18 protein-coding genes are annotated in these 20,106 nt (G+C 72.9%); 12 read left to right on the top strand and 6 right to left on the bottom strand.

What is annotated here, in order from left to right; all coding sequences use genetic code 11:
- A partial coding sequence (locus tag GTY47_RS04240; RefSeq protein ID WP_010038932.1) for an SWIM zinc finger family protein occupies positions 1–1,843 on the top strand: 1,843 nt, incomplete at its 5' end.
- Positions 1,844–1,994: 151 nt separating this feature from the next.
- On the opposite strand, the gene GTY47_RS04235 is transcribed toward GTY47_RS04240, so the two are convergent.
- A complete protein-coding gene (locus GTY47_RS04235) occupies positions 1,995–3,974 on the bottom strand; it encodes an SMI1/KNR4 family protein (RefSeq protein WP_010038930.1) in 1,980 nt (659 codons plus the stop codon).
- A 133-nt stretch (positions 3,975–4,107) separates the two neighbouring features.
- Between GTY47_RS04235 and GTY47_RS04230 the strand changes: the two genes are divergently transcribed.
- The 4 genes from GTY47_RS04230 to GTY47_RS04215 all read left to right on the top strand — a co-directional run bounded on the left by GTY47_RS04230 (position 4,108) and on the right by GTY47_RS04215 (position 7,730).
- Positions 4,108–4,563, top strand: coding sequence for a hypothetical protein (locus GTY47_RS04230; RefSeq protein ID WP_010038929.1), 456 nt, complete (start codon positions 4,108–4,110; stop codon positions 4,561–4,563).
- A gap of 236 nt (positions 4,564–4,799) precedes the next feature.
- Positions 4,800–5,171, top strand: coding sequence for a hypothetical protein (locus GTY47_RS04225; protein WP_231911104.1), 372 nt, complete (start codon positions 4,800–4,802; stop codon positions 5,169–5,171).
- A gap of 136 nt (positions 5,172–5,307) precedes the next feature.
- Entirely contained in the window at positions 5,308–6,432 is a 1,125-nt protein-coding gene (locus tag GTY47_RS04220; protein ID WP_010038924.1) for a PLP-dependent cysteine synthase family protein, read from the top strand.
- Positions 6,429–7,730: an MFS transporter gene (locus tag GTY47_RS04215; protein WP_086012501.1), complete on the top strand. Its 1,302-nt coding sequence runs from the start codon at positions 6,429–6,431 to the stop codon at positions 7,728–7,730. The genes GTY47_RS04220 and GTY47_RS04215 overlap by 4 nt, the downstream gene beginning before the upstream one ends.
- 100 nt (positions 7,731–7,830) lie before the next feature.
- Here GTY47_RS04215 and GTY47_RS04210 read toward each other — a convergent pair whose 3' ends face one another.
- A complete protein-coding gene (locus tag GTY47_RS04210; protein ID WP_010038917.1) occupies positions 7,831–8,478 on the bottom strand; it encodes a TetR/AcrR family transcriptional regulator in 648 nt (215 codons plus the stop codon).
- 154 nt (positions 8,479–8,632) lie between these two features.
- Here GTY47_RS04210 and GTY47_RS04205 point away from each other — a divergent pair, with 154 nt between their 5' ends.
- A complete protein-coding gene (locus GTY47_RS04205; protein ID WP_010038915.1) occupies positions 8,633–10,069 on the top strand; it encodes an MFS transporter in 1,437 nt (478 codons plus the stop codon).
- 122 nt (positions 10,070–10,191) lie between these two features.
- On the opposite strand, the gene GTY47_RS04200 is transcribed toward GTY47_RS04205, so the two are convergent.
- Positions 10,192–10,578 carry a hypothetical protein gene (locus GTY47_RS04200; protein ID WP_199784620.1) on the bottom strand — a complete coding sequence of 129 codons (387 nt, stop codon included), beginning with the start codon at positions 10,576–10,578 and terminating at the stop codon, positions 10,192–10,194.
- 186 nt (positions 10,579–10,764) lie between these two features.
- Here GTY47_RS04200 and GTY47_RS04195 point away from each other — a divergent pair, with 186 nt between their 5' ends.
- Both GTY47_RS04195 and GTY47_RS04190 read left to right on the top strand, forming a co-directional pair.
- On the top strand, positions 10,765–11,499 hold the full coding sequence (locus tag GTY47_RS04195; protein ID WP_050810220.1) for a DUF2071 domain-containing protein: 735 nt from the start codon (positions 10,765–10,767) through the stop codon (positions 11,497–11,499).
- Between the two features lie 70 nt (positions 11,500–11,569).
- Positions 11,570–12,169 carry a hypothetical protein gene (locus GTY47_RS04190; protein WP_202457782.1) on the top strand — a complete coding sequence of 200 codons (600 nt, stop codon included), beginning with the start codon at positions 11,570–11,572 and terminating at the stop codon, positions 12,167–12,169.
- A gap of 98 nt (positions 12,170–12,267) precedes the next feature.
- Here the strand turns inward: GTY47_RS04190 and GTY47_RS04185 are convergent, their stop codons facing one another.
- Both GTY47_RS04185 and GTY47_RS04180 read right to left on the bottom strand, forming a co-directional pair.
- Positions 12,268–12,942, bottom strand: a complete 675-nt coding sequence (locus GTY47_RS04185) for a hemerythrin domain-containing protein (protein ID WP_040903035.1) — start codon at positions 12,940–12,942, stop codon at positions 12,268–12,270.
- An 82-nt stretch (positions 12,943–13,024) separates the two neighbouring features.
- Positions 13,025–14,689 (bottom strand): RecQ family ATP-dependent DNA helicase, encoded by a 1,665-nt coding sequence (locus GTY47_RS04180; RefSeq protein WP_010038901.1) that lies wholly within the window; start codon positions 14,687–14,689, stop codon positions 13,025–13,027.
- A 258-nt stretch (positions 14,690–14,947) separates the two neighbouring features.
- Between GTY47_RS04180 and GTY47_RS04175 the strand changes: the two genes are divergently transcribed.
- The 4 genes from GTY47_RS04175 (at position 14,948) to GTY47_RS04160 (ending at position 18,418) form a co-directional block, all read left to right on the top strand.
- Positions 14,948–15,523: a hemerythrin domain-containing protein gene (locus tag GTY47_RS04175; RefSeq protein ID WP_029181108.1), complete on the top strand. Its 576-nt coding sequence runs from the start codon at positions 14,948–14,950 to the stop codon at positions 15,521–15,523.
- Between the two features lie 89 nt (positions 15,524–15,612).
- The gene (gene pcaC / locus GTY47_RS04170) at positions 15,613–16,917 is read left to right on the top strand and encodes a 4-carboxymuconolactone decarboxylase (RefSeq protein ID WP_010038897.1); all 1,305 of its coding nucleotides are present in this window, start codon (positions 15,613–15,615) and stop codon (positions 16,915–16,917) included.
- Between the two features lie 33 nt (positions 16,918–16,950).
- Positions 16,951–17,586, top strand: a complete 636-nt coding sequence (locus tag GTY47_RS04165; protein ID WP_010038895.1) for an MBL fold metallo-hydrolase — start codon at positions 16,951–16,953, stop codon at positions 17,584–17,586.
- Positions 17,587–17,638: 52 nt separating this feature from the next.
- Positions 17,639–18,418, top strand: coding sequence for an exodeoxyribonuclease III (locus tag GTY47_RS04160; protein WP_010038890.1), 780 nt, complete (start codon positions 17,639–17,641; stop codon positions 18,416–18,418).
- Between the two features lie 3 nt (positions 18,419–18,421).
- Here the strand turns inward: GTY47_RS04160 and GTY47_RS04155 are convergent.
- Positions 18,422–20,106, bottom strand: a 1,685-nt coding sequence (locus GTY47_RS04155; RefSeq protein ID WP_010038887.1) for an SGNH/GDSL hydrolase family protein, incomplete at its 5' end; no start/stop codon positions are given.

The raw sequence follows: 20,106 nt of genomic DNA, 5'->3' as shown, positions 1-20,106 counted from the left end.
GGTTTCCGGCGCCCCGGGCTGGCCGGGAGGTTCCGGCGACTCCGGCGGGTCGGACGTTTCCGGCGCCCTCGTCGGCCCGGACCGTTCCCGTGCCCAGGGGGGAAGCCCCGCGCGGACGCCCTCGGCCGGTGCTCCCGGTGTCGCGGAGGATCGGCCCGCCGCCGCACCGGCGGACGCCTCGGCCGCCGGCGACGACGAGGGCCCGGGGCCGCGCGCTGCGGACATCGCACGCGAGGCACTGCGTGCAGCGCGGCAGGACGCGCGCCGGGCCCGGGAAGAGGCCGAGAGTGCGGGTCGCCGGTCACGGCACAGCCGTGTGGACGAGCGGCCCAGGGCCGGTCGGCAGGCGCGGGGGCACGCCGCCGGCGCGGGAGCGCGGGACGTACGGAAGTTGCTGGCGGACGCCTTCCGAATGCCCGAGGCGTCGGACGACTGGGACGCGGCGCCCGAGAGTTCCCACGAAACCGCCCAGGAGCGCTCGCCCCACGGCACGACCGCCTCGCCGCACCACCCTGCCGACCCCGACCCCGACCCCGCCCCCGCCGCCGCCCGACCCGGGACTCCTCGGACCCCCCACTCCATGGCCGCCCCCGACCGCGACTCCGAACTCCGCCGTACCTTCCCCGCGTTCCCACCCCGGGACCCGGACGGCGAGGGCTTCGCCGAGAGCTGGTGGGGAAACGCGTGGGTCGCCGCCCTGGAGCAGGGCGCGTTGGACGTCAAGAGGCTGGAGCGCGGGCGGGGTTATGCCGAGCAGGGGCATGTCGACGCCATCACGGTGACGCCCGGTCTGGTGCTGGCGTACGTGCGCGGCAGCCGTCCGCGCCCCTACCGCGTGCAGGTGCGGCTGCGTACGCTCGACGACTCCGACTGGGAGCGGTTCCTGGACGCCGCCGCCGACCGGCCCGGGCACATCGCCGCACTCCTCGACAAGGAGATGCCCCGGTCCCTCGCGGACTGCGGCGTGCCCCTGCTGCCGGGCCCGGGTGATCTGGAGCCGCGGTGCAGCTGTCCCGACCGGGGCCACCCCTGCAAGCACGCCGCCGCCCTCTGCTACCAGACCGCGAGGCTGCTCGACGCCGACCCCTTCGTCCTGCTCCTGCTGCGCGGCCGGGGCGAACGCGAGCTGCTCGACGCGCTGTCCCGGCTGAGCGCCACGCGGGCTGCGCGCGCCGCCCAGGACAGGGGACCGGCGCCGCTGCCCGGAGTGCGGGCCGGTGACGTTCTCACACCGCGTGCCCTCCCGCCCCTGCCGGCGCCGCTGCCCCCGCCGCCGCACCCCGAGCAGCCACCGGCCTACCCGGCGGCCCCCGGCGGTCCGGACCCGTTCGCGCTGGACCAGCTGGCCACGGACGCCGCCGCCCGGGCCCACGCCCTGCTCACCACGGGCCGTGACCCGGTCGGGCAGCTGACGCTCTGGGAGGACGCGGTCCGCCTGGCCGCGGCCCGCCCCGGCTCGGGCCTCACGGCGGGCACCCGGGCGCTCTACTCCTTGCTCGCCTCCGCTGCGGGCCGCACCCCGTCCGAGCTGGCCCGCGCGGTCGCCGCCTGGCGCCAGGGCGGACCGGAGGGCCTCGCCGTACTGGAGGAGCCGTGGGATCCGCCGGCCGGCCGGTTCGACCGCGCCCGTCCGCTGCTCCTCGCCGCCGACCTGCCCGCCTTCCGCCCCTGGCGCAACCACCTCACCCACCCCCGGGGTCATGTCCAGCTCCGCCTGGGCCGCGACGGCCTGTGGTACGCCTACGAGTCCGAACCCGGCCAGGACGACTGGTGGCCGCGCGGCACCCCCGACCTGGATCCGGTCGGCGCGCTGACGGGCCTGGGCACTACCGGCGAACTCTGAGGGGCCGCCTGCCGACAGGTCGACTGGGTGACCGTGCGGCACTCGGGACGTCCTCGCGCCCCGCCCCCGGGCGGTCCGGTCGTGGGTGCGGGGCGTCCACGAGCCGCAGCAGCCGTCGCCCCGGCGCGGGCGGGGCGAGGCCGCACGAGGCTCACTCCGGTTGAGCGCCCGTGCCGGTCCAGCTGCTTCCCGTCCCCTCGCCTCCCGCCCGCTCGCCGTCCGCCGGGGCCTCGGTTCCGTGATGGATCCGGATCACCATGTACGTCTCGCCGTCCCTCGGCGGCCGCGTCCAGGACCGGGTGGCGAAGGTGTGCAGCCGCCCGTTCACGATGGCGTGACGCGGCAGATGCGCACCGAACTCCCCCGCCACCGCTTCCAGTAGCGACCGTTCCGTCCCGGCGCCGTCCTCCGGGTCACCGAAGAACCGGCTCGGATCGAGCGCCGACGGTATCTCCCCGCTTGACCGGACCTCTCCGTCGGCGTACGTGAACGCGTACTGCTCGACACCGTCTCGCGCCACCGAGAGGTGGAAGAACGGCCCTCCGTGCCGCGTCCTCAGGCCGCTCCACACCACCACCGCGCGGGTGCCCTCGCTGACGGACGCTGCCGGGGAGACGAACCGCCACCGGTCGAACCGGGCGGGGTCACCGTCGAAGGCGAAGCTCCAGCCGGTACCGGCCCGGCCGACCGCCATGAGAGCCCTGTCGTCGTAGGCCGAGAACTCCCTCTGGTCGCGCAGGGCCCTGTGGCGCGCCTCCCAGGAGGTCAGGGGTTCGTTCAGCACGGTGCCGTCCCCGTCCGCGAGACGTCCGGGCAACTCCGCCGGCTCCACCCCTTCCACCAGGACGAACCGGTAGGACGTGCGGTTGTTGCCCGGGTCCGGCTCCGCGAGCCACGCCAGGTCACCCGGGTCGAGCCCGGCCGTCGGCCCCGGTGCCTCCCCCGCCTGCCCGCCCCTCGGCGTGGACAGCAGCTCGCGGCCCCGCTCCGGGGTCAGCAGCGGCCCGAGCACGGGGTCGGCCACCCATCCCAGCGGCGCCAGGTGGTCCGGTCCCAGCGGCTCCCACTGGGGCAGAGCCTCCACCAGTGTCCGCCACGCCTCGTCGGTGTCTCCCCACCGCGCCAGCTCCCGCGCCCGCTCGACCGCCTCCCCGAAGGGCCCGGCCGCGGTGTACCGGTACGTGCCGTTCCGCACCTGTTCCAGCATCGCGTGAGCCTGTGACAGCAGGGCTTCGTCGGCGCCCCGCAGATGGAACCCCAGCGTGGAGTCGGCCCGGTACGAGTGCGCCGCGTGCTCGGCGACCAGCGGCGGCAGCAGATCGGGCGTGTACCGCGGGTCCGTCACCACGTCCTCGAAGTACACCATGTGGGTCTCCCCGAGCAGGCGGCGTATCTGGTCACCCAGCCCGGCGGCCCGAGGCCTGCCGTACTCCTTGGCCTCGTCCAGCGCCCTCTGGGCCCGCTCCCAGCCGCCGCGCAGCGCCTGCAGCCGGGCCTCGGCCACCTGGGCGTCCAGCTTGCGCGTCGTGTCGCTGACGAACACCGGCTCGCCGTCGCCCGGGCGCGCCCGCAGGCGGTGGAACTCCCGGTGCATCTCCCGCATGAACTCGAGGAAGTTCGCGTGCCGCTCGGGTGGCGCGGCCCGCCAGCTGGCCCATGTGTACACGGCCCACTCACCGTTCTCGTCCACGTCCTCGGGATCCAGGAGGACGTATGTGGCGTCGGACTCGACGTCGAGCTGCAGTCCGCGCCGCCACAGGTCCGCCTCCCGCCGCTCCTCGGGCCCGGCGTCCTCGTCGAGGTACTCCGTGAACATGTCCGAGAGTCCCGACGCGTTGTCGTGCCAGTGCGCTTCCCGGGTGCCGGCCAGCAGCCACACGAACCCGCCGGCATGTCGCCACCCGTCGCTGACCTCGAGGAACTCCCGGTACGACGGGGGGAGCCGTCGGCCGAGGCGCTCCTCCATGGCCGCGATCCGCTCCTCGGCCGCGGGCGGGAACCCCAGCCAGCGCGCCTGCCGGGCGGCCTCGTCGTCCTCGCCCTGCGTCTCGCCGTCGGGCAGGGAATCCGCCCACTCCCCGCTCCACCCGAGCAGGAAGGACCGCCAGTCGAATGCCGTGGTGTCCGTCATACGCCCGATGCTGCCACCCACCACTGACAGCGCTCCGCGGCTTGCCGCCGTCAACGGGCCTCCGTGATGCAGCGGTTGAGGTTGTTTCGGTACAGGTGGACGATCACTTCCAACGAGCCGCTAGGATCACGGCATGGTTACGGCCTGGTCGCTCTGGCGCATCGTCAGGACCCGCTCCGGTGCGGGTCCGCTGCTGCGCGTGCCGGCCTTGGCCGTGCTCCTGTTCGGCGTCCTCGTTACGCACGGCGTTCACGTGGAGAGCGTCAAGGGACACCTCTCCACCAGCGCGACGGCCCTCGCCGCGCCGTCGGACGACGGCGTTCGCCATGCGGCCGTCGAGCCCGCGGTGCTTTCCGACGCGGATGCCGGGGATCACGGCGGCCACGGGCCGTCACATCCTGGCGAGCACTGCGTGTCCGGGCAGCCTCAGCAGGTTTCCGCCCTGGTACCGCCCTGCTGTGCGGCGTCGGTTCGCGAATCGACCAGTTCCTGCGACGCATCGACCGTTCGAGGGCCGGCCGCTGGTGGTCCCATGGACGGTGGGTTTCCTGTGGCTCTCAGAGCAGCCTCCATGGTGCGGCAGGTCTAGAGGTACGCGGTTCCTCCGACCGGCCTGCCGGATGTCACCGGTTCGGCTGGTACCGCGCGACGAGCGTCCTGTCCCGTGCTCATGATGGGTCGTCATGTTCGTCGAAGCCGTCCTGCCCCCACCCATGTCTGCGCCTCACTCCGCCCTTGCCGGAGACGCGGCAGCAGCGCGGAGGACCTGTGCCGACACATTCCCGTACGCCAGCGCACGGCCCCTTGGCCCCATGCGGCTCACCGTTGTCGCGCCGACTCGTCTCGGCGGTGCGCGGTGCCCTCGTGATGGCGCTCGTGCTGTGCGCCGTCATGCACGGCGTGTCCGAGGAGACGCACGAGTCGGTGTCCGTGCCCGCCGGATCCTCGGCGATGGCCGCGGACGAGGACCCTCACGGCCCTCACCCCCACCACGGGGCCGAGAAGTGTGCGGCGGATGTGATCGTGCGTACCGCGGCCCAGCCGGCCGAGGAACTCGCCCTGGGCGCGATGGCCGTCGTACTCCTTGCCGTGTCGGTGGTGGTCGGGAGACCGCTCGTACGGCGTGACCGCCGTAGACGTCGCAGCGCACGCACGGGCCGCGTGGCGCTCGCTCGTACGTCGCGGTGGCGGATCTAGACCACTCGCTCGCAGCCGACCGACTTCGCGGCTGCCGCGTGCCCATGGCCTGAGCGCGGACGCATGGTCCGCCCCGTGGCCAGGACGCGCGAGATGAACCCACTGGCATTCATCGAGCGAGAGTGAACACATCGACATGCAGTCATCGACCAAGGCCAAAGTCCCCTCTGGCCGGTCCGCCCTGTCCGGCCTGGTGGGCAACACCCCGCTGCTGCGGGTTTCGGAGCCGCTGACCCCGGCTGGGCGCGGCTTCTGGGCGAAGCTCGAAGGGTTCAACCCCGGGGGCATCAAGGACCGTCCGGGGCTGCACATGGTGGAGCGGGCCCGGGCCCGTGGCGACCTGCGGCCCGGCGGGCGGATCATCGAGTCCACCAGCGGGACCCTGGGCCTGGGGCTGGCGCTGGCCGGCATGGTGTACGGCCACCCGGTCACCCTGGTCACCGATCCGGGGCTGGAGTTGTCCATGACCCGGCTGCTGACCGCGTACGGCGCCCAGGTCAACGTCGTCTCCGAGCCGCACCCCACGGGCGGCTGGCAGCAGGCCCGCCGAGACCGCGTGCAGCGGCTGCTGGAGCAGCACCCCGGCTCCTGGTGCCCCGACCAGTACAACAACCCGGACAACGTCGCCGCCTACACCCCGCTGGCCCTCGAACTCGCCTCCGAGACGGGCCACATCGACGTGCTCGTGTGCAGCGTCGGTACCGGCGGTCACTCGGCCGGCGTCTCCCGTGTCCTGCGCCAGCTCTACCCCGAGCTGACCGTCGTCGGCGTGGACACGACCGGTTCGACGATCTTCGGCCAGCCCGCCCGGCCCCGGCTGATGCGCGGACTCGGCTCCAGCATCCACCCCCGCAACGTCGCCTACGAGAACTTCTCCGAGGTGCACTGGGTGGCCCCGGCCGAGGCGGTGTGGACATGCCGCCAACTGGCCGCCTCCCACTACGCCACCGGCGGATGGAGCGTCGGCGCGGTCGCGCTGGTGGCGGGCTGGCTGGCCCGGACGACGCCGGCGGACGCACGGATCGTCGCGATCTTCCCCGACGGTCCGCAGCGGTACCTGGGGACGGTCTACAACGACGACTACTGCGCCGCCCACGGCCTGCTGGCCTCCCCACCGGCGCCCGAGCCGGAGCTGATCGGCCGCCTGGACGAGAAGGAGGTCACCCGCTGGACCCGGTGCACCACCGTGGTCGATCCCCTCACTCTGCACGGCACTGAGGACGCGGCCGCCGAGTCCGACTCCGCGGAGGAGGGCCGGTGATGGGGCTGCTCACCCAAGTTCGGTCGTACGAACGCAGCGTCCAGCTGTTGATGGTGAACCAGTTCACCATCAACCTCGGCTTCTACATGCTGATGCCCTACCTGGCCGCCCACCTGTCCGGGACGCTCGGACTGGCCGGCTGGCTCGTCGGACTCGTCCTGGGCGTACGGAACTTCAGCCAGCAGGGCATGTTCCTGGTCGGCGGCACGCTCGCCGACCGGCTCGGCTACAAGCCGATGATCATCGCGGGATGCGTGCTGCGCACCCTCGGCTTCGCGACGCTCGGGCTGGTGGACTCGCTGCCCGCACTGCTCGCCGCGTCCGCGGCCACCGGGCTGGCCGGAGCGCTGTTCAACCCTGCCGTACGGGCCTACCTCGCGGCCGACGCGGGGGAGCGCAGGGTCGAGGCGTTCGCCCTGTTCAACGTGTTCTACCAGGCCGGCATCCTGCTGGGCCCGCTGGTGGGCATGGTGCTGACCGGGATCGACTTCCGCGTCACCTGCCTGGTGGCGGCCGGTATCTTCGCGCTGCTGAGCGTCGTACAGATCCGCGCGCTGCCCGCCCGGCGGGCCGAGGACGCCAAGCCGCAGGAGCGCGACGGCGGTGAAGTCGTGCTCGCCCAGTGGCGCGGCATCCTCGCCAACCGGCCGTTCCTGCTCTTCTCCGTCGCCATGATCGGCTCGTACGTCCTGTCCTTCCAGGTCTATCTGGCGCTGCCGCTTCAGGTGCGCCGGCTCGGCGGCGACGGGAACTCCGGTACCGCGGCGGTGGCCGTGCTCTTCGCCGTCTCCGGGCTGAGCACGATCCTCGGCCAGACGCGGGTGACGGCGTGGTGCAAGGCGCGGTACGAGCCGGGGCAGGCGCTCGTGCGCGGGCTGGCGGCCATGGGCCTGGCCTTCGTGCCCCTGCTGCTGGCCACCGCCGTGCCCGTACCGGAGTCCCGGGTCGGGCTGTGGCTGCTCGCGGCGGTTCCGCCGACGCTCGCCGCGCTGCTGCTGGCCGTCGGCACGATGATCGCCTACCCGTTCGAGATGGACACCATCGTCCGCCTCTCCGGTGACCGGCTCGTCGCCACCCACTACGGGCTGTACAACACGATCTGCGGCATCGGCATCACCGTCGGGAACCTGGGAACGGGCGCCGCCCTCGACGCCGCCCGCGCGGCCGGGCTGCCCGCGCTGCCCTGGATCGCGCTGATCGTGCTCGGCCTGGCGTGCGCTGCCGCCCTGTACGCCCTGCACCGCACCGGCCGACTGGCGGGGCAGCCCGCTTCCGAGCCGCTTGCCGTCACCGTCTGACCCGTCGGTCCGACCGGCCCGCCGGCACAGGGGCGGGGCACCGCGCGGTGCCCCGCCCCTGCTGGGTCCTGTTCTCGATGAGCTTTACGCTGGCGGGCCGTTACACGTCCTGCGGGCCGTAGTGGCCCAGGAACATGTCGACCCCGCTGGTGATGAGACGGTCGGTCAGCTCCTCGTCGATGTGCGTGCCGTAGGAGCTGAAGATCATGTGGGGGAAGACCAGGAGCCCGTAGAACTGGATGATCGCCACCCGCAGGTCGGGGATCTCCAGTCGACCTTGCTCGGCGAGGGCACGGAGGGCGCCTGCGACCGCGGGGTGGTGGCTCTCCGGGCCGCGGTGTCTCCAGGCCTCGCCCAGCTCGGGGAAGCGGTGGATCTCGGCGGCGACGAGGTTGCGCAGGGCGGTGACCTCATGGTTGGTGCGGACGGCGTGGACCCAGGTGCGGGCCGCCTCGACGAGGGCGGCCCGCAGGTCATCGGCCTCGGCCAGGCCTTCCAGCGCGGCAGACGACTCCCCGGCGAGCGGCTCGTCGAGTGCGCTCGTGATGACCGCCGTGAACAGGGCTTCCTTGCTGCCGAAGTGGTTGTAGACAGTCACCTTCGACACGCCCGCCTCGGTGGCGATGGCGTCCATTCCCACGCCGAAGCCTTCCCGCAGGAACAGTTCGCGGGCAGCCCGCACGATGGCCTGCCGCTTGAGCTCCGCGCGAGGGCCGCTGGGGGGTTGCTTGACGCTGTCCACGCTCATGACCTCGACCCTAGCATCCATCTGAACTGTACGGTTGAGTTCATATGAACTGAACAGTATGGTTCAGTTATGCGGTCGAGCGAGACCGTGCACGAGCCGTCACGCCGCCCTGCGGCTCGGACCCGACCGCGACAACACACCAGAAGGACTCGTCATGACCCACTCCACCGCCGGTGCGCCGCACACGGCCGAACACGCGCACCAGCCACCCGCCGACCCACGTCGCTGGGCGGCCCTCGCGCTGATCTGCCTGGCCCAGTTCATGCTGATCCTCGATGTCACCGTCGTGAACGTCGCCCTCCCCGACATGGCGGCCGACCTCGACCTCGGCCGGGAGACGCTGACCTGGGTCGTCACCGCCTACACCCTCTGCTTCGGCGGGCTGATTCTGCTCGGCGGCCGGCTCGCCGACGCTTTCGGCGCCCGCCGTACCGTGCTCGCCGGTCTCGCGCTCTTCACTGCCGCCTCCCTTGTCACCGGCCTGGCCGGGAACGCGCCGACGCTGCTCGGCGGCCGGATAGGCCAAGGCGTCGGCGCAGCCCTGCTGTCCCCGGCCGCGCTGTCGCTCGTCACCACGACCTTCCACGGTCCCGAGCGCAACAAGGCGCTCGGTGTCTGGGCGGCGATCGGCGGCACCGGTTCGGCTGCCGGTGTGATCCTCGGCGGGGCCCTGACCGACGGGCCCGGCTGGCAGTGGGTCTTCTACGTCAACGTGCCGGTCGGGCTGCTCCTCCTGGCCGCCCTGCCGGTCCTCGTACCGGCCCGGGCCCCGCAGCCCGCACGCCTCGACATTCCCGGCGCCCTGTTGGTCACCACGGGCACCGCCGCCCTGATCTACGGATTGGTCAAGGCGGGCGACACCGGCTGGTCGGACGCCTCGACTCTGCTGCCACTGGCCGGTGCGGCGGTCGCGTACGCGGCATTCGCGGCGGTCGAACGGGCCGGCCGGGCCCCCCTGATGGACCTGCGGATGTTCACTCGGCGGTCCGTACTCGCCGGGGCCTTCCTGATGCTGATCGCCACGGCCCTGCTCATCGCGTTCTTCTTTCTCGGTTCCGTCTACCTTCAGCACCTCCGCGGTTTCAGCCCACTGAGGACCGGGCTGGTGTTTCTGCCCGTCGCCGTGGCCACGGCCGTCGGCGCCCACCTGGGCTCCCGGCTCGTCGGCCGGATCGGCAGTCGTCCGACGGCCGTCGTCGGCATGGCCGTCGCGGCTGCCGGGACGATCCCGCTGACCCGGCTTTCGGAGACCGGCAGCGCATACACCGGGCTCATGCCGGGCTTCGTGATCGCCTCGCTCGGCCTCGGCGCGGTGTTCGTCACCGCCACGACGACTGCGCTGGCCATGGTGGAGCACCAAGAGGCCGGCCTCGCCTCCGGGGTCGTCAACACCTTCCACGAAGTGGGTGGCTCGATCGGCGTCGCCGTCGTCTCCACCGTCGCGGCCTCCGGATTCGAGCGAGGCTCGGCGGGTGGCTTCGCCGACGCCTTCGTCGTGTGTGCCGTAACGGCCGTTGTCGCCGCCGTACTGGCCCTGGGCCTCGTACCGCGCGGCAGGCCGCGGTCGACCGGCGCCCCGCTCGTTCACTGAGCCGGGAGGCAGTGCTGCTGAGGCATGACTGCAGTGCCTGGCAGGCGCCGGCGAAGATGTCACGGGCGGCATTCGGGCATGCCGGCCTCGAGAACGGCCGGACAGACACGCCTGGCGCGCGGTCAGTAGACGTAGACGTCGGCGAGCAATGCCGCCAGCCCCGCCAGCAGCGCGTATCCGGCGGTGCGGCGCGCGGGTTCCGTGGCGAGTGGGCCCAGGCCGTATGCGAGGGCTGCCGCTGCGAGGGCGAAGACGCCGGATCCTGTGTCCTGCCAACTGACCGGGAACACGGCGATCGGCGCATCGGTGAAGAACTGCTCTCCGTGGGCGGCGCGAAGGATGGCGTTCCAGGCGACCGGCCCCGCGGCAGCGGCGAGCGCCCCCGTGACGATCACGCCGATACGGCGGCCACGGGTGACGACGGCCGGCAGCACGGCGGCGAAGACGGCCGACAGGACGGCTCCGTACCCGATCTGCCCCCAGCCGATCATGACGCCTCCTAGCACCATCGACGTAACCATGGTCGGACACGGCCGCGTTCCTGCGGCGGACCTACAACCTTCGCTGAGCCGGGCGAGGCGTTTCGCCCGGACGCCCGGCGTCCTGGCCCTCTCCATGATCCGGCACTGCGCCGTTGCGCCCGCCGTGGCGGCGCCGTGGGTTTCCTGCGATCGTGCGCGGGGGACCCGACGCCCGTGGTCGCATACGGAGCAGAGCAGCGGGTGCGCCTGCCGGCGCTGCGGGCGGGCTGGCTGACGCAGACGTTCGTCCACTGGCCTTTCCGGCCTGACGCGGTGCAGGCGCTCCTGCCCGGGGGACTGGTCGTGGACGAGTACGAGGGGGCCGCCTGGGTGGGGCTCACCCCCTTCGTCATGGCGGACGTGCGACCACCCGGTGTTCCCGCCTCGCTGCCCGGCCTGCCGACGTTCGCGGAGACCAATCTGCGCACGTACGTACGGCACCGGGACGGCCGGGACGGGCTCTGGTTCCTGTCCATCGAGGTCGCCTTCCCCCCGATGGTGGCGGCCCGCGCCATCGGCGCACCGTACAACCCGGGCACCCTCCGCGTGTCCCAGGACGGGGACACCGTCTCCTACTCCGGTTCCCGATGGCTCGGTGACGCCTCCTACCGCCTCGTCGTCCGGCCTGGCGACCCGATCGATCCGACGGAGCGGGACGTGTGGCTGACCTCGCGCTGGCGGGCGTACACCCGCAGGCTCGGCATGCTCTGGGAGACGCCCGTCGAGCACGAGCCGTGGCCCCTGGCCGACGCAGGCGTCGATGTACTGGAGGAGACACTGATCGCCGCGGCGGGCCTTGGGGAAGCCCCCCTCGGTGAGCCCCTGGTGCACTTCTCGGAAGGAGTCAGGTATGTACGGCTCGGGCCCTCCAGGCCGTGCGTCCCGCAGCGCGTCTCCCAGCCCTCCTGACTCCCGTTGCCGGAATTCCGGCGCCGTCACGCGACGCCGGCGCGTGCGCTTCGACGGCTGGATCGCGGGCATGGGCACCTCCTCCGGCACACGGATCGTGCTCGGACACTGGCAGGGGTCGCCCTTCGGAGCGTTCAGTGACGTGATGCTGGAGCGCGCCGACGGGGACAGACTGCTGCTGGCCCCCACCCGGGAGACAGCGGACTTCGTCAGCGGCACCTACGCCTTCGACACGGTCCGTGTCGTCCCGGTCGAGGTGAGCGTCACGGACCACGCCTGGACCGTCACCGCCGGGCCACTCGACCTGCGTTTCACCACGGGCCGGCGAGGGCTTCTGGGCTTCGCGCTGCGGACCGTACCCGGTGCGCTCGCCCGCCGTCCGGCATGGAGCGCGCTGACGGACCGGCCCGCCCGCCTGCTGCTGCCGGGCGTGCGCACCCGCGGCAGCGCCGGGCAGGGCCGCCGGGAGTGGTACGGCGCCCGGGACCTGCTGCCGATCCGTGCCGTCTCGGCCTCCTACGAGGGCGCGGACCTCGGGGTGACGGCACCGGTCGAGCCGCCCGTGCGCTTCGGGTTCGGTTCGGTGCCGGGGAACCCCTCGGTCACCCGGGTCACGACGACGGTCGAACTCGGCCCGGCCTCGTCAGCGTGCAAGCAAGAGCGCACATGACGACCGGCCCGAACGGACCTCTGCGGAGGGCTCGGTCGTGCGAGCTCCCAGGTGTTCGCGGACCCATGACCACCCGGACATGATGCCTCCCGGTCGGTTCAACGTCGTCTGCGGCGCATCGCGACGGCCGCGATCAGCACCATGACCCCGCCGAGCCCGGTGAACACCTTCTTGGCCGCAGCCATGGGCGTGCTCAGTCCGAAGGCGTCGCGCATCCGGTCGTGGAGACCGAGCGGCACACCCAGGACCGCGTTGCCGGGCGGGCGCCGCGGGATGACGGGGTGGGGGTGGGTGGGCGCGCCGCGTCGCACCGCGTCCCATGCCGCGCCGAGCCGGCGCAACTGCGCGGCGGGCAGTGCTTCGTGCAGCCGGGGCAGCACGAGGTCCTCCTCGTCGCGGATGTCCTGCCGTATCAGCGCGAAGACCCGCCGTACCTTCTCCTCACGCTCGGGAGAACCCGGACTCAGGCGTTCGATGTCGGCGACGAGATCGTTGATCTGCTGGTGTTCCTCCTCGACCCGCGAGGTCAACTCGTGCCCGTCCTCGACCGAGCGCCGGACGGCCGGCCACAGCACGGTCTCCTCGGCGAAGGCGTGGCTGAAGACCAGCTGGACGGTGTCCCGCAGGACCCGTTCGCGGTCCTCGCCGTCCGCCAGGGCCTGATAGCGGTCCATCAACCTGTCCATCTCGGCATGATCACGGCGTTGCCTGGCCAGCACGCTTCTCGGGCCGCCCAGTTGCTCAACCGTCTGCTCTTTGATCGTCTCGGGCATGGATCTCTCCGCTCCAGCGGCTGCCGGCAGTGTCCGGTGGCGGGTACCCCGACGCGGCGGCCCGGCCCGGTCGCCGGGCGCATCAGGTACCGGTCAGCAAGTCGCCCTCCTGTACCGCTGTCAGGGACAGCGTCTTGTAGCCGACCTGCTCGAACAGCACGACGAGGCGGTCCTCCTCCGTGCGCATCACCGTGCCCGGACCCCACTCCGCGTGGCGCACCCGGTCGTTCGTCTCATACGGCCCGCCGCGCCCGGGCGGGAGAGGGGCGTCCCGGTGCCCGGCTCCGGCTGCGGGGTGCTCGGCCTCGCGGTCGCACACGTCGCACCGCCCGCACGGTGCGTGGAGCTGCTCGCCGAAGTAACCCAGGAGGTACTGGCGGCGGCAGGTGGGCGTCTCGGCGTAGCCGCGCATCATCTCGATGCGCGAGCGGTCGACGCGCCGCCGCCGCTCGAACACCCGTGCCGCCTCTTCGGCCGCCCCGTCCGCCGTGCGCCCGGGCAGCGCCCGGACCGCGCGGCGCCTGCCCTCGACGGTCACCGCTCCCGCCTCTTCCAGCAGGTTCAGCAGATCGCTGGTCTTCCGGCGCGACAGGCCGCACAGCTGCGCGGTCCGGCTACGGCTCTGCGGGGTGCCCTGGCCGAGCAGCGTGGTCATGATCCGGCGCAGTGCGTCGGCGTCCAGGGCCCGGGCCGTGAGGAACTTCTGCAGTCCCAGGTCCTCGGGGCGGTAGAACAGCACCGCGCGGGCCGGCTCGCCGTCCCGGCCGGCGCGTCCGATCTCCTGGTAGTAGGAGTCCAGGGACTCGGGGACGGACGCGTGGGCGACGAACCGTACGTCCGCCTTGTCGATGCCCATCCCGAACGCGGAGGTGGCCACCACCACGGCGGGAGCGCCGGCCATGAAGCCGTCGTGGATCCGGCGGCGGTCGGCTGCCTTCATGCCCGCGTGGTACGCCTCGGCGTCCACGCCGTCCTGCCGAAGCCGCCCCGCGTACCTCTCGGCGTCCCTGCGCGTGGCGGTGTAGAGGATGCCCGGGGCGCACGCCTGGGCCGTCCAGCGTGCGACGGCCTCGCGTTTGGCGGGGTCATCGGTGAAGGTGCGCACCGCCAGATGGATGGTGGGCCGGTCGGTCCCGGCCGTCACGACGTGGGCCTCGCGCATGTGCAGGTGCTCGACGATGTCCGCCCGGACCGGGGCCGCGGCCGTCGCCGTCAGAGCGAGTACCGGCGGGCGGCCCAGCCGTTCGGCGGCCTCGCCCAGGTTCAGGTAGTCGGGGCGGAAGTCGTGTCCCCAGGCGGAGACGCAGTGGGCCTCGTCGACGACGAACAGCGAGGGACCCAGTTCCCGCAGCTGTTCCACGACACTGTCCTTGGTCAGCTGCTCGGGGGACAGGAACAGGTATTCGGCATCACCGTCCCGGACCGCCCGCCAGCCCCTGTCGGTGGCCGACCGGGGCTGTGCCGAGTTCACGGCCACGGCGTCCGGTGCCCCGCTCTCCCGCAGGCCGGCGACCTGGTCGCGCTGCAGGGCGATCAGCGGCGACGCCACGACCGCGGGACCACCGAGCATGACGGTCGGCACCTGATAGATCGCCGACTTGCCGGAACCGGTGGGCATGACGACCAGCACGTCGCGGCCCTCGAGCAGTGCCTCCATCGCCTCCGTCTGCTCGGCGGCCAGGTCGCTCCACCCGAACCGTTCCCGGGCGACGCGGCGCAGCTCGGCGATCCGGTCGTGCACGCCCATCGCGACGCCCCTTTCACGGCCCGGCACTCCTTGGGACCCGGCCCGGGTACCCCCCGTGGCCGGCCGCGACGCGGAGCGGCGCGCGGCAGCCGTGCGAGGTCGGGATCCCGGCTGCTCGCCCTGGGTGATCACGTGCGCCGTTCGGCCCCACGCGGTCGCGGCCGCCCGTCACCAGGGAGAACCTGGACGAAGCCCAGGTGCCCGCTGTCCGCGGGCCGACGCCGCCCGCACCCCAGGGAGGGTCTCTTGACCGACGCCATGCCCCACCTCGACGACGCCGGCGAGAACGACGACGTCGTGGCCCTGCTGATGCAGCAGCACCACCACATCCGTGATCTCTTCGCCGAGGTCGAGAACGCCACTGCCGACGACCGGGCGGAGGCGTTCCGCAGGCTCGTCCGTCTGCTGGCCGTCCACGAGACCGCCGAGGAGGAAGTGGTCCACCCCGCAGCCCGCCGTCTCCTGCAGGACGGTGAGCAGGTGGTCGACGACCGTCTCGAGGAGGAGCGGGCCGCGAAGGAGAAGCTGAGCCGGCTCGATGACATGGACCCCGACGACCCCGGGTTCATGCCCGTCTTGCGGGAACTGCGCGCGGACGTGCTCCAGCACGCGGCCTCGGAGGAACAGTACGAGTTCCCCGGGCTGCGCGAGAAGGCCGGAGCGCAGCAGCTCGCCATGATGGCCACGGCTGTCCGTGCTGCCGAGGCCATGGCGCCCACCCGCCCGCATCCGGGGGCGGAGACGGCGGCGGAGAATGTCGCCGTCGGACCCGTGGCAGCCGTGATCGACCGGACTCGTGACGCCGTCCGCAAGGCGATGGGCAAGGACAGCTGATCCGGGACCGAGGGGTCTTCAACCTGGTCAGGGCGGGTATCCAGTGCCCCCTTATAGGGGCATCCGTGATACGTGAGAGGCTCTGGGGCGTGAGTGAGACACCGTCGAACACCCTGCAATACCGCTTTGACGGGCCAGAAGAGGCTCCCGTCCTGATCCTCGGTCCCTCACTGGGTACCACCTGGCACATGTGGGACCGCCAGATCCCCGAGCTGATCAAGCAGTGGCGCGTCTTCCGGTTCGATCTGCCCGGGCACGGCGGCGCGCCCGCGTACCCGGCGGGCTCGGTCACCGACCTCACCACCCGGCTGCTGGCCACCCTCGAAGGGCTCGGTGTGCAGCGCTTCGGCTACGCGGGCTGCGCGCTCGGCGGGGCGGTCGGCATCGAGCTGGCCCTGCGCCACCCCGAGCGGCTCGCCTCCCTCGCGCTGATCGCCGCCTCGCCGCGCTTCGGCACGGCCGACGAGTTCCGGCAGAGAGGCGTGATAGTCCGCACGAACGGCCTCGACCCCATCGCCCGTACCGCGCCCGAGCGCTGGTTCACCGGCGGGTTCGCCGCCGCGCAGCCCGCGATCACCGAGTGGGCCGTGCAGATGGTGCGCACCACCGACCCCGGCTGCTACATCGCCGCCTGCGAGGCGCTCGCCTCGTTCGACGTCCGGACGGAGCTCGGGCGGGTCGGCGTGCCGACGCTGGTCCTGGTCGGATCGGACGACCAGGTCACCGGCCCCGCCGAGGCCCGCACCCTGGTCGCCGGCATCCCGGACGCCCGCCTCGCCGTCGTCCCCGGCGCCTCCCACCTGGTGCCGGTGGAGCAGCCCGCGGCCGTCACCGACCTGCTGGTGCGGCACTTCTCCACCGCCTGGCAGCCCGCCTTCGAGACCTCCACCGGCCAGACCGCCCTGCCCGCGGCCGCCGTCAAGCCGGTCCTGTCCGCCGCCCCCGCCCAGCCCCTCCAGACCGGCCCCGTCGCCGAGATCGCCCCGGTCATGCCGCCGCAGCCCCAGGGCCGGCCCGACCCCTACGACGCCGGGCTCAAGGTCCGCCGCGAGGTGCTGGGCGACGCGCACGTCGACCGGGCGCTGGCACAGGCCGACGAGTTCTCCGGGGACTTCCAGGAGTTCATCACCCGCTACGCCTGGGGCGAGGTCTGGGACCGCCCGGGCCTGGACCGGCGTACCCGCAGCTGCGTCACCCTCACGGCCCTGGTCGCCGGCGGCCACCTGGACGAGCTGGCCTTCCACACCCGTGCCGCCCTGCGCAACGGGCTCACCCCGGGTGAGATCAAGGAGGTGCTGCTGCAGGCGGCCGTCTACTGCGGAGTGCCGGCGGCGAACAGCGCGTTCAAGGTGGCTCAGCAGGTCATCCGTGAGGAGACCACGCCCCAGGAGTGAGCCCGCGGGGCAGCGCGGAGGCAGGATGGAATCATGAAGCTCACGAAGAAGTCGCACGCCTGCGTCCGCCTCGAGAAGGACGGTCAGACCCTCGTCCTCGACCCCGGCGGGTTCAGCGAGGAGGACGCCGCGCTCGGCGCGGACGCGATCCTCGTCACCCACGAGCACCCCGACCACTTCGACGAGTTCCGGCTGCGCGCCGCGATGGAGAACAACCCGGCCGCCCGGATCTGGACCCTGAAGTCCGTCGCCGAGAAGATCTCCTCGGCGTTCCCCGGCCGCGTGCACACCGTCGGTCACGGCGACACCTTCACCGCCGCCGGTTTCGAGGTCCAGGTCCACGGCGAGCTCCACGCGGTGATCCACCCGGACATCCCGCAGATCACCAACGTCGGCTACCTCGTCGACGGCGGCAAGGTCTTCCACCCCGGCGACGCCCTCACCGTCCCCGGCCACCGGGTCGAGACGCTGATGCTCCCGGTGATGGCCCCCTGGAGCAAGATCTCGGAGGTCATCGACTACGTCCGCGAGGTGAAGCCGCAGCGCGCCTACGACATCCACGACGCCTACCTGACCGACCTCGCCCGCCCGATCTACGACCGCCAGATCGGGCAGCTCGGCGGCTCGGAGCACCTGCGGCTGACACCGGGAGACTCCGCCGAGGTCTGAGGTTCCAGGGGACCGGGCCGCGTTGTCGGACCCGCCGGGTAGGTTGTGGGACATGCGCATCGCGACCTGGAACGTGAACTCGATCACCGCCCGCCTGCCGAGGCTCCTGGCCTGGCTGGAGAGCAGCGGCACGGACGTGCTGTGCCTCCAGGAGGCCAAGGTCGCCGAGGACCAGTTCCCGTCGGAGCAGCTGCGCGAGCTGGGCTACGAGTCGGCGGTCCACGCGACCGGCCGGTGGAACGGCGTGGCGGTGCTGTCCCGCGTCGGCATCGAGGACGTCGTCAAGGGCCTGCCCGGCGACCCCGGGTTCGACGGCTCGGTGGAGCCCCGCGCCATCTCGGCGACATGCGGCCCGCTCCGCGTCTGGTCGGTCTACGTGCCGAACGGCCGTGAGGTGGACCACCCGCACTACGCCTACAAGCTCCAGTGGTTCGAGGCCCTCAAGGCCGCCGTCGCCGGTGACGCGTCCGGCAGCCGCCCCTTCGCGGTGATGGGCGACTACAACGTGGCGCCGACGGACGACGACGTCTTCGACCGCGCTGCCTTCGAGGGCTCCACCCACGTCACCCCGGCCGAGCGCGCCGCCCTCGCCTCCCTTCGCGAGGCGGGCCTGGCCGACGTGGTCCCGCGGCCCCTGAAGTACGAGCACCCGTTCACGTACTGGGACTACCGCCAGCTCTGCTTCCCGAAGAACCGGGGCATGCGCATCGACCTGGTGTACGCCAACCAGCCGTTCACGAAGGCGGTCAAGGACGCGTACGTGGACCGCGAGGAGCGCAAGGGCAAGGGCGCGTCGGACCACGCGCCGGTCGTCGTGGACCTGGATGTCTAGCGGTCACAGCAGCCGCAGGTCGACCGAGTCCGCCAGGGCGGCGAGTCCCGCGTCGCCCGGATGCAGGTGGTCCCCGCTGTCGTACGCGGGCAGGATCCGGGACGGCCGTTGCGGGTCCCGGACCACCGCGTCGAAGTCGAGCACGCCGTCGAAGACCCCGCCGTCCCGGATCCACTCGTTCACCGCGACCCGCTCGGAGTCGACGGCGGCCGTGCAGCGCGCCTCGCCCTCGCACGGCAGGATCGTCGCCGCGAGCATCCTGACACCCCGGGCATGCCCGCGTGCCGCCAGCTCGCGCAGGCCCGCGATCACCTGCTCCGCCGAGGTGCCCCAGCGCAGGTCGTTGACGCCTTCGAAGACGACCGCCGTCCGCGCCGACGGCTGGGCGAGGACGTCCCGGTCGAAGCGGTGCAGGGCACTCACCCCGGCCGTGTCCGTGGACACCCCGTCGCCGGGATACCGGTCGGTGACCACGCGGTTGCCCGAGATGCCCTGGTTCAGCACGCCGTAGCGTGGGACGGTGTTCTGCCGGAGCAGCCGGTCGGACAGGACGTTCGGCCAGCGCCGGTTGGCGTCGACCGTGGACTTGTCGCCGTCGGTGATCGAGTCCCCGAGCAGCACCACGGACCCGGGCCCGCCGCTCACATCGACCCCGGCGAGCAGCGGCCAGCTGGTGATCACCGAGCTGTACGCGTCCGCGGAGCCGTCCGCCGCGTGGTCGCCCGGCCCGCTGACGTACGACCGCTGCTGCGCGAGCCGGTGCACGGGCGCCGCCGCCACGGTGCCGGGCAGGTGAAAGCTCACCAGCAGATCGGCGTCCGCCGGGACGGCGAAGCCCAGCGGATCGCTGTACGCCTGGGCCCCGGCCGGGATCTCCACGCTCTCCGCACCACCGAAGGACAGCGGCACCGGCGTTCCGCGTGCAGCCGCACCCGACGCCCGCACGGCGACCGTCGCGCTGCCGATCCGTACCGGCGCCGCCGCGAAGGTGTTGTCGAAGCGCACCCGTACCCGGGACCCGCCCGCCGATGTGTGCACGACCAGCCGCAGCGTCCGGTCCGTCCAGGGCCCGACCGCGCTGTAGCCGCCGGCCGACGTCGTCCAGCTGCCCGTCCAGCCCCGCGTCGCGGTCCGTACCGACACCGCGAAGACGTGCAGCCCGGTCGCGTGCGGCAGCCGGACCGAGGCGACCGGGCGCCCCGGGACCAGCGGCACGGTCAGGACGTACAGGCGGGCCCGCTCGGCGAGTTGCCCGCCGGGCGTGTTGATGTGCGGCAGGGCCACCGCCTTCGTGGCGAGCGGCCCGGTGCGCCAGTCGGGCGCGGTCACCCGGTACGCCGAGCGGGTGCCGTTCGCGTACGTGATCACGCCCGGGCCGCCCGCCTCGGTGCCGCCGGTGCCCGCCACCAGGAAGGCGAGGGCGTCCCCGCGCCCCGTGACGCGTACGTCCTGGCCGGCCGCGCGGACGTTGTCCGGCTCGCCGGGCTGCCGCCGCGGCCAGGTCAGCCGGGCCCCCTGGACGGTGAGGCCGCGGCCGGGCGTCCAGCCCGCGGCCGTGAGGTCCTGGGCCGACAGGGAGGCACCGGAACCGTCGAAATCGGCCCGCGTGGGCCGGTCGTCGTCGCTGACGGCGATGTTGTCGAACAGCCGCTCCAGCGGCAGCGGCGCGGCCCGCCGCTCCTCGACGG

The sequence above is a fragment of the Streptomyces sp. SID5464 genome (assembly GCF_009862985.1).
GTDB lineage: Bacteria > Actinomycetota > Actinomycetes > Streptomycetales > Streptomycetaceae > Streptomyces > Streptomyces chartreusis_D.
Note: the sequence above shows the minus strand (reverse complement) of the source record. Positions and strands in the feature narration are given on the sequence as shown.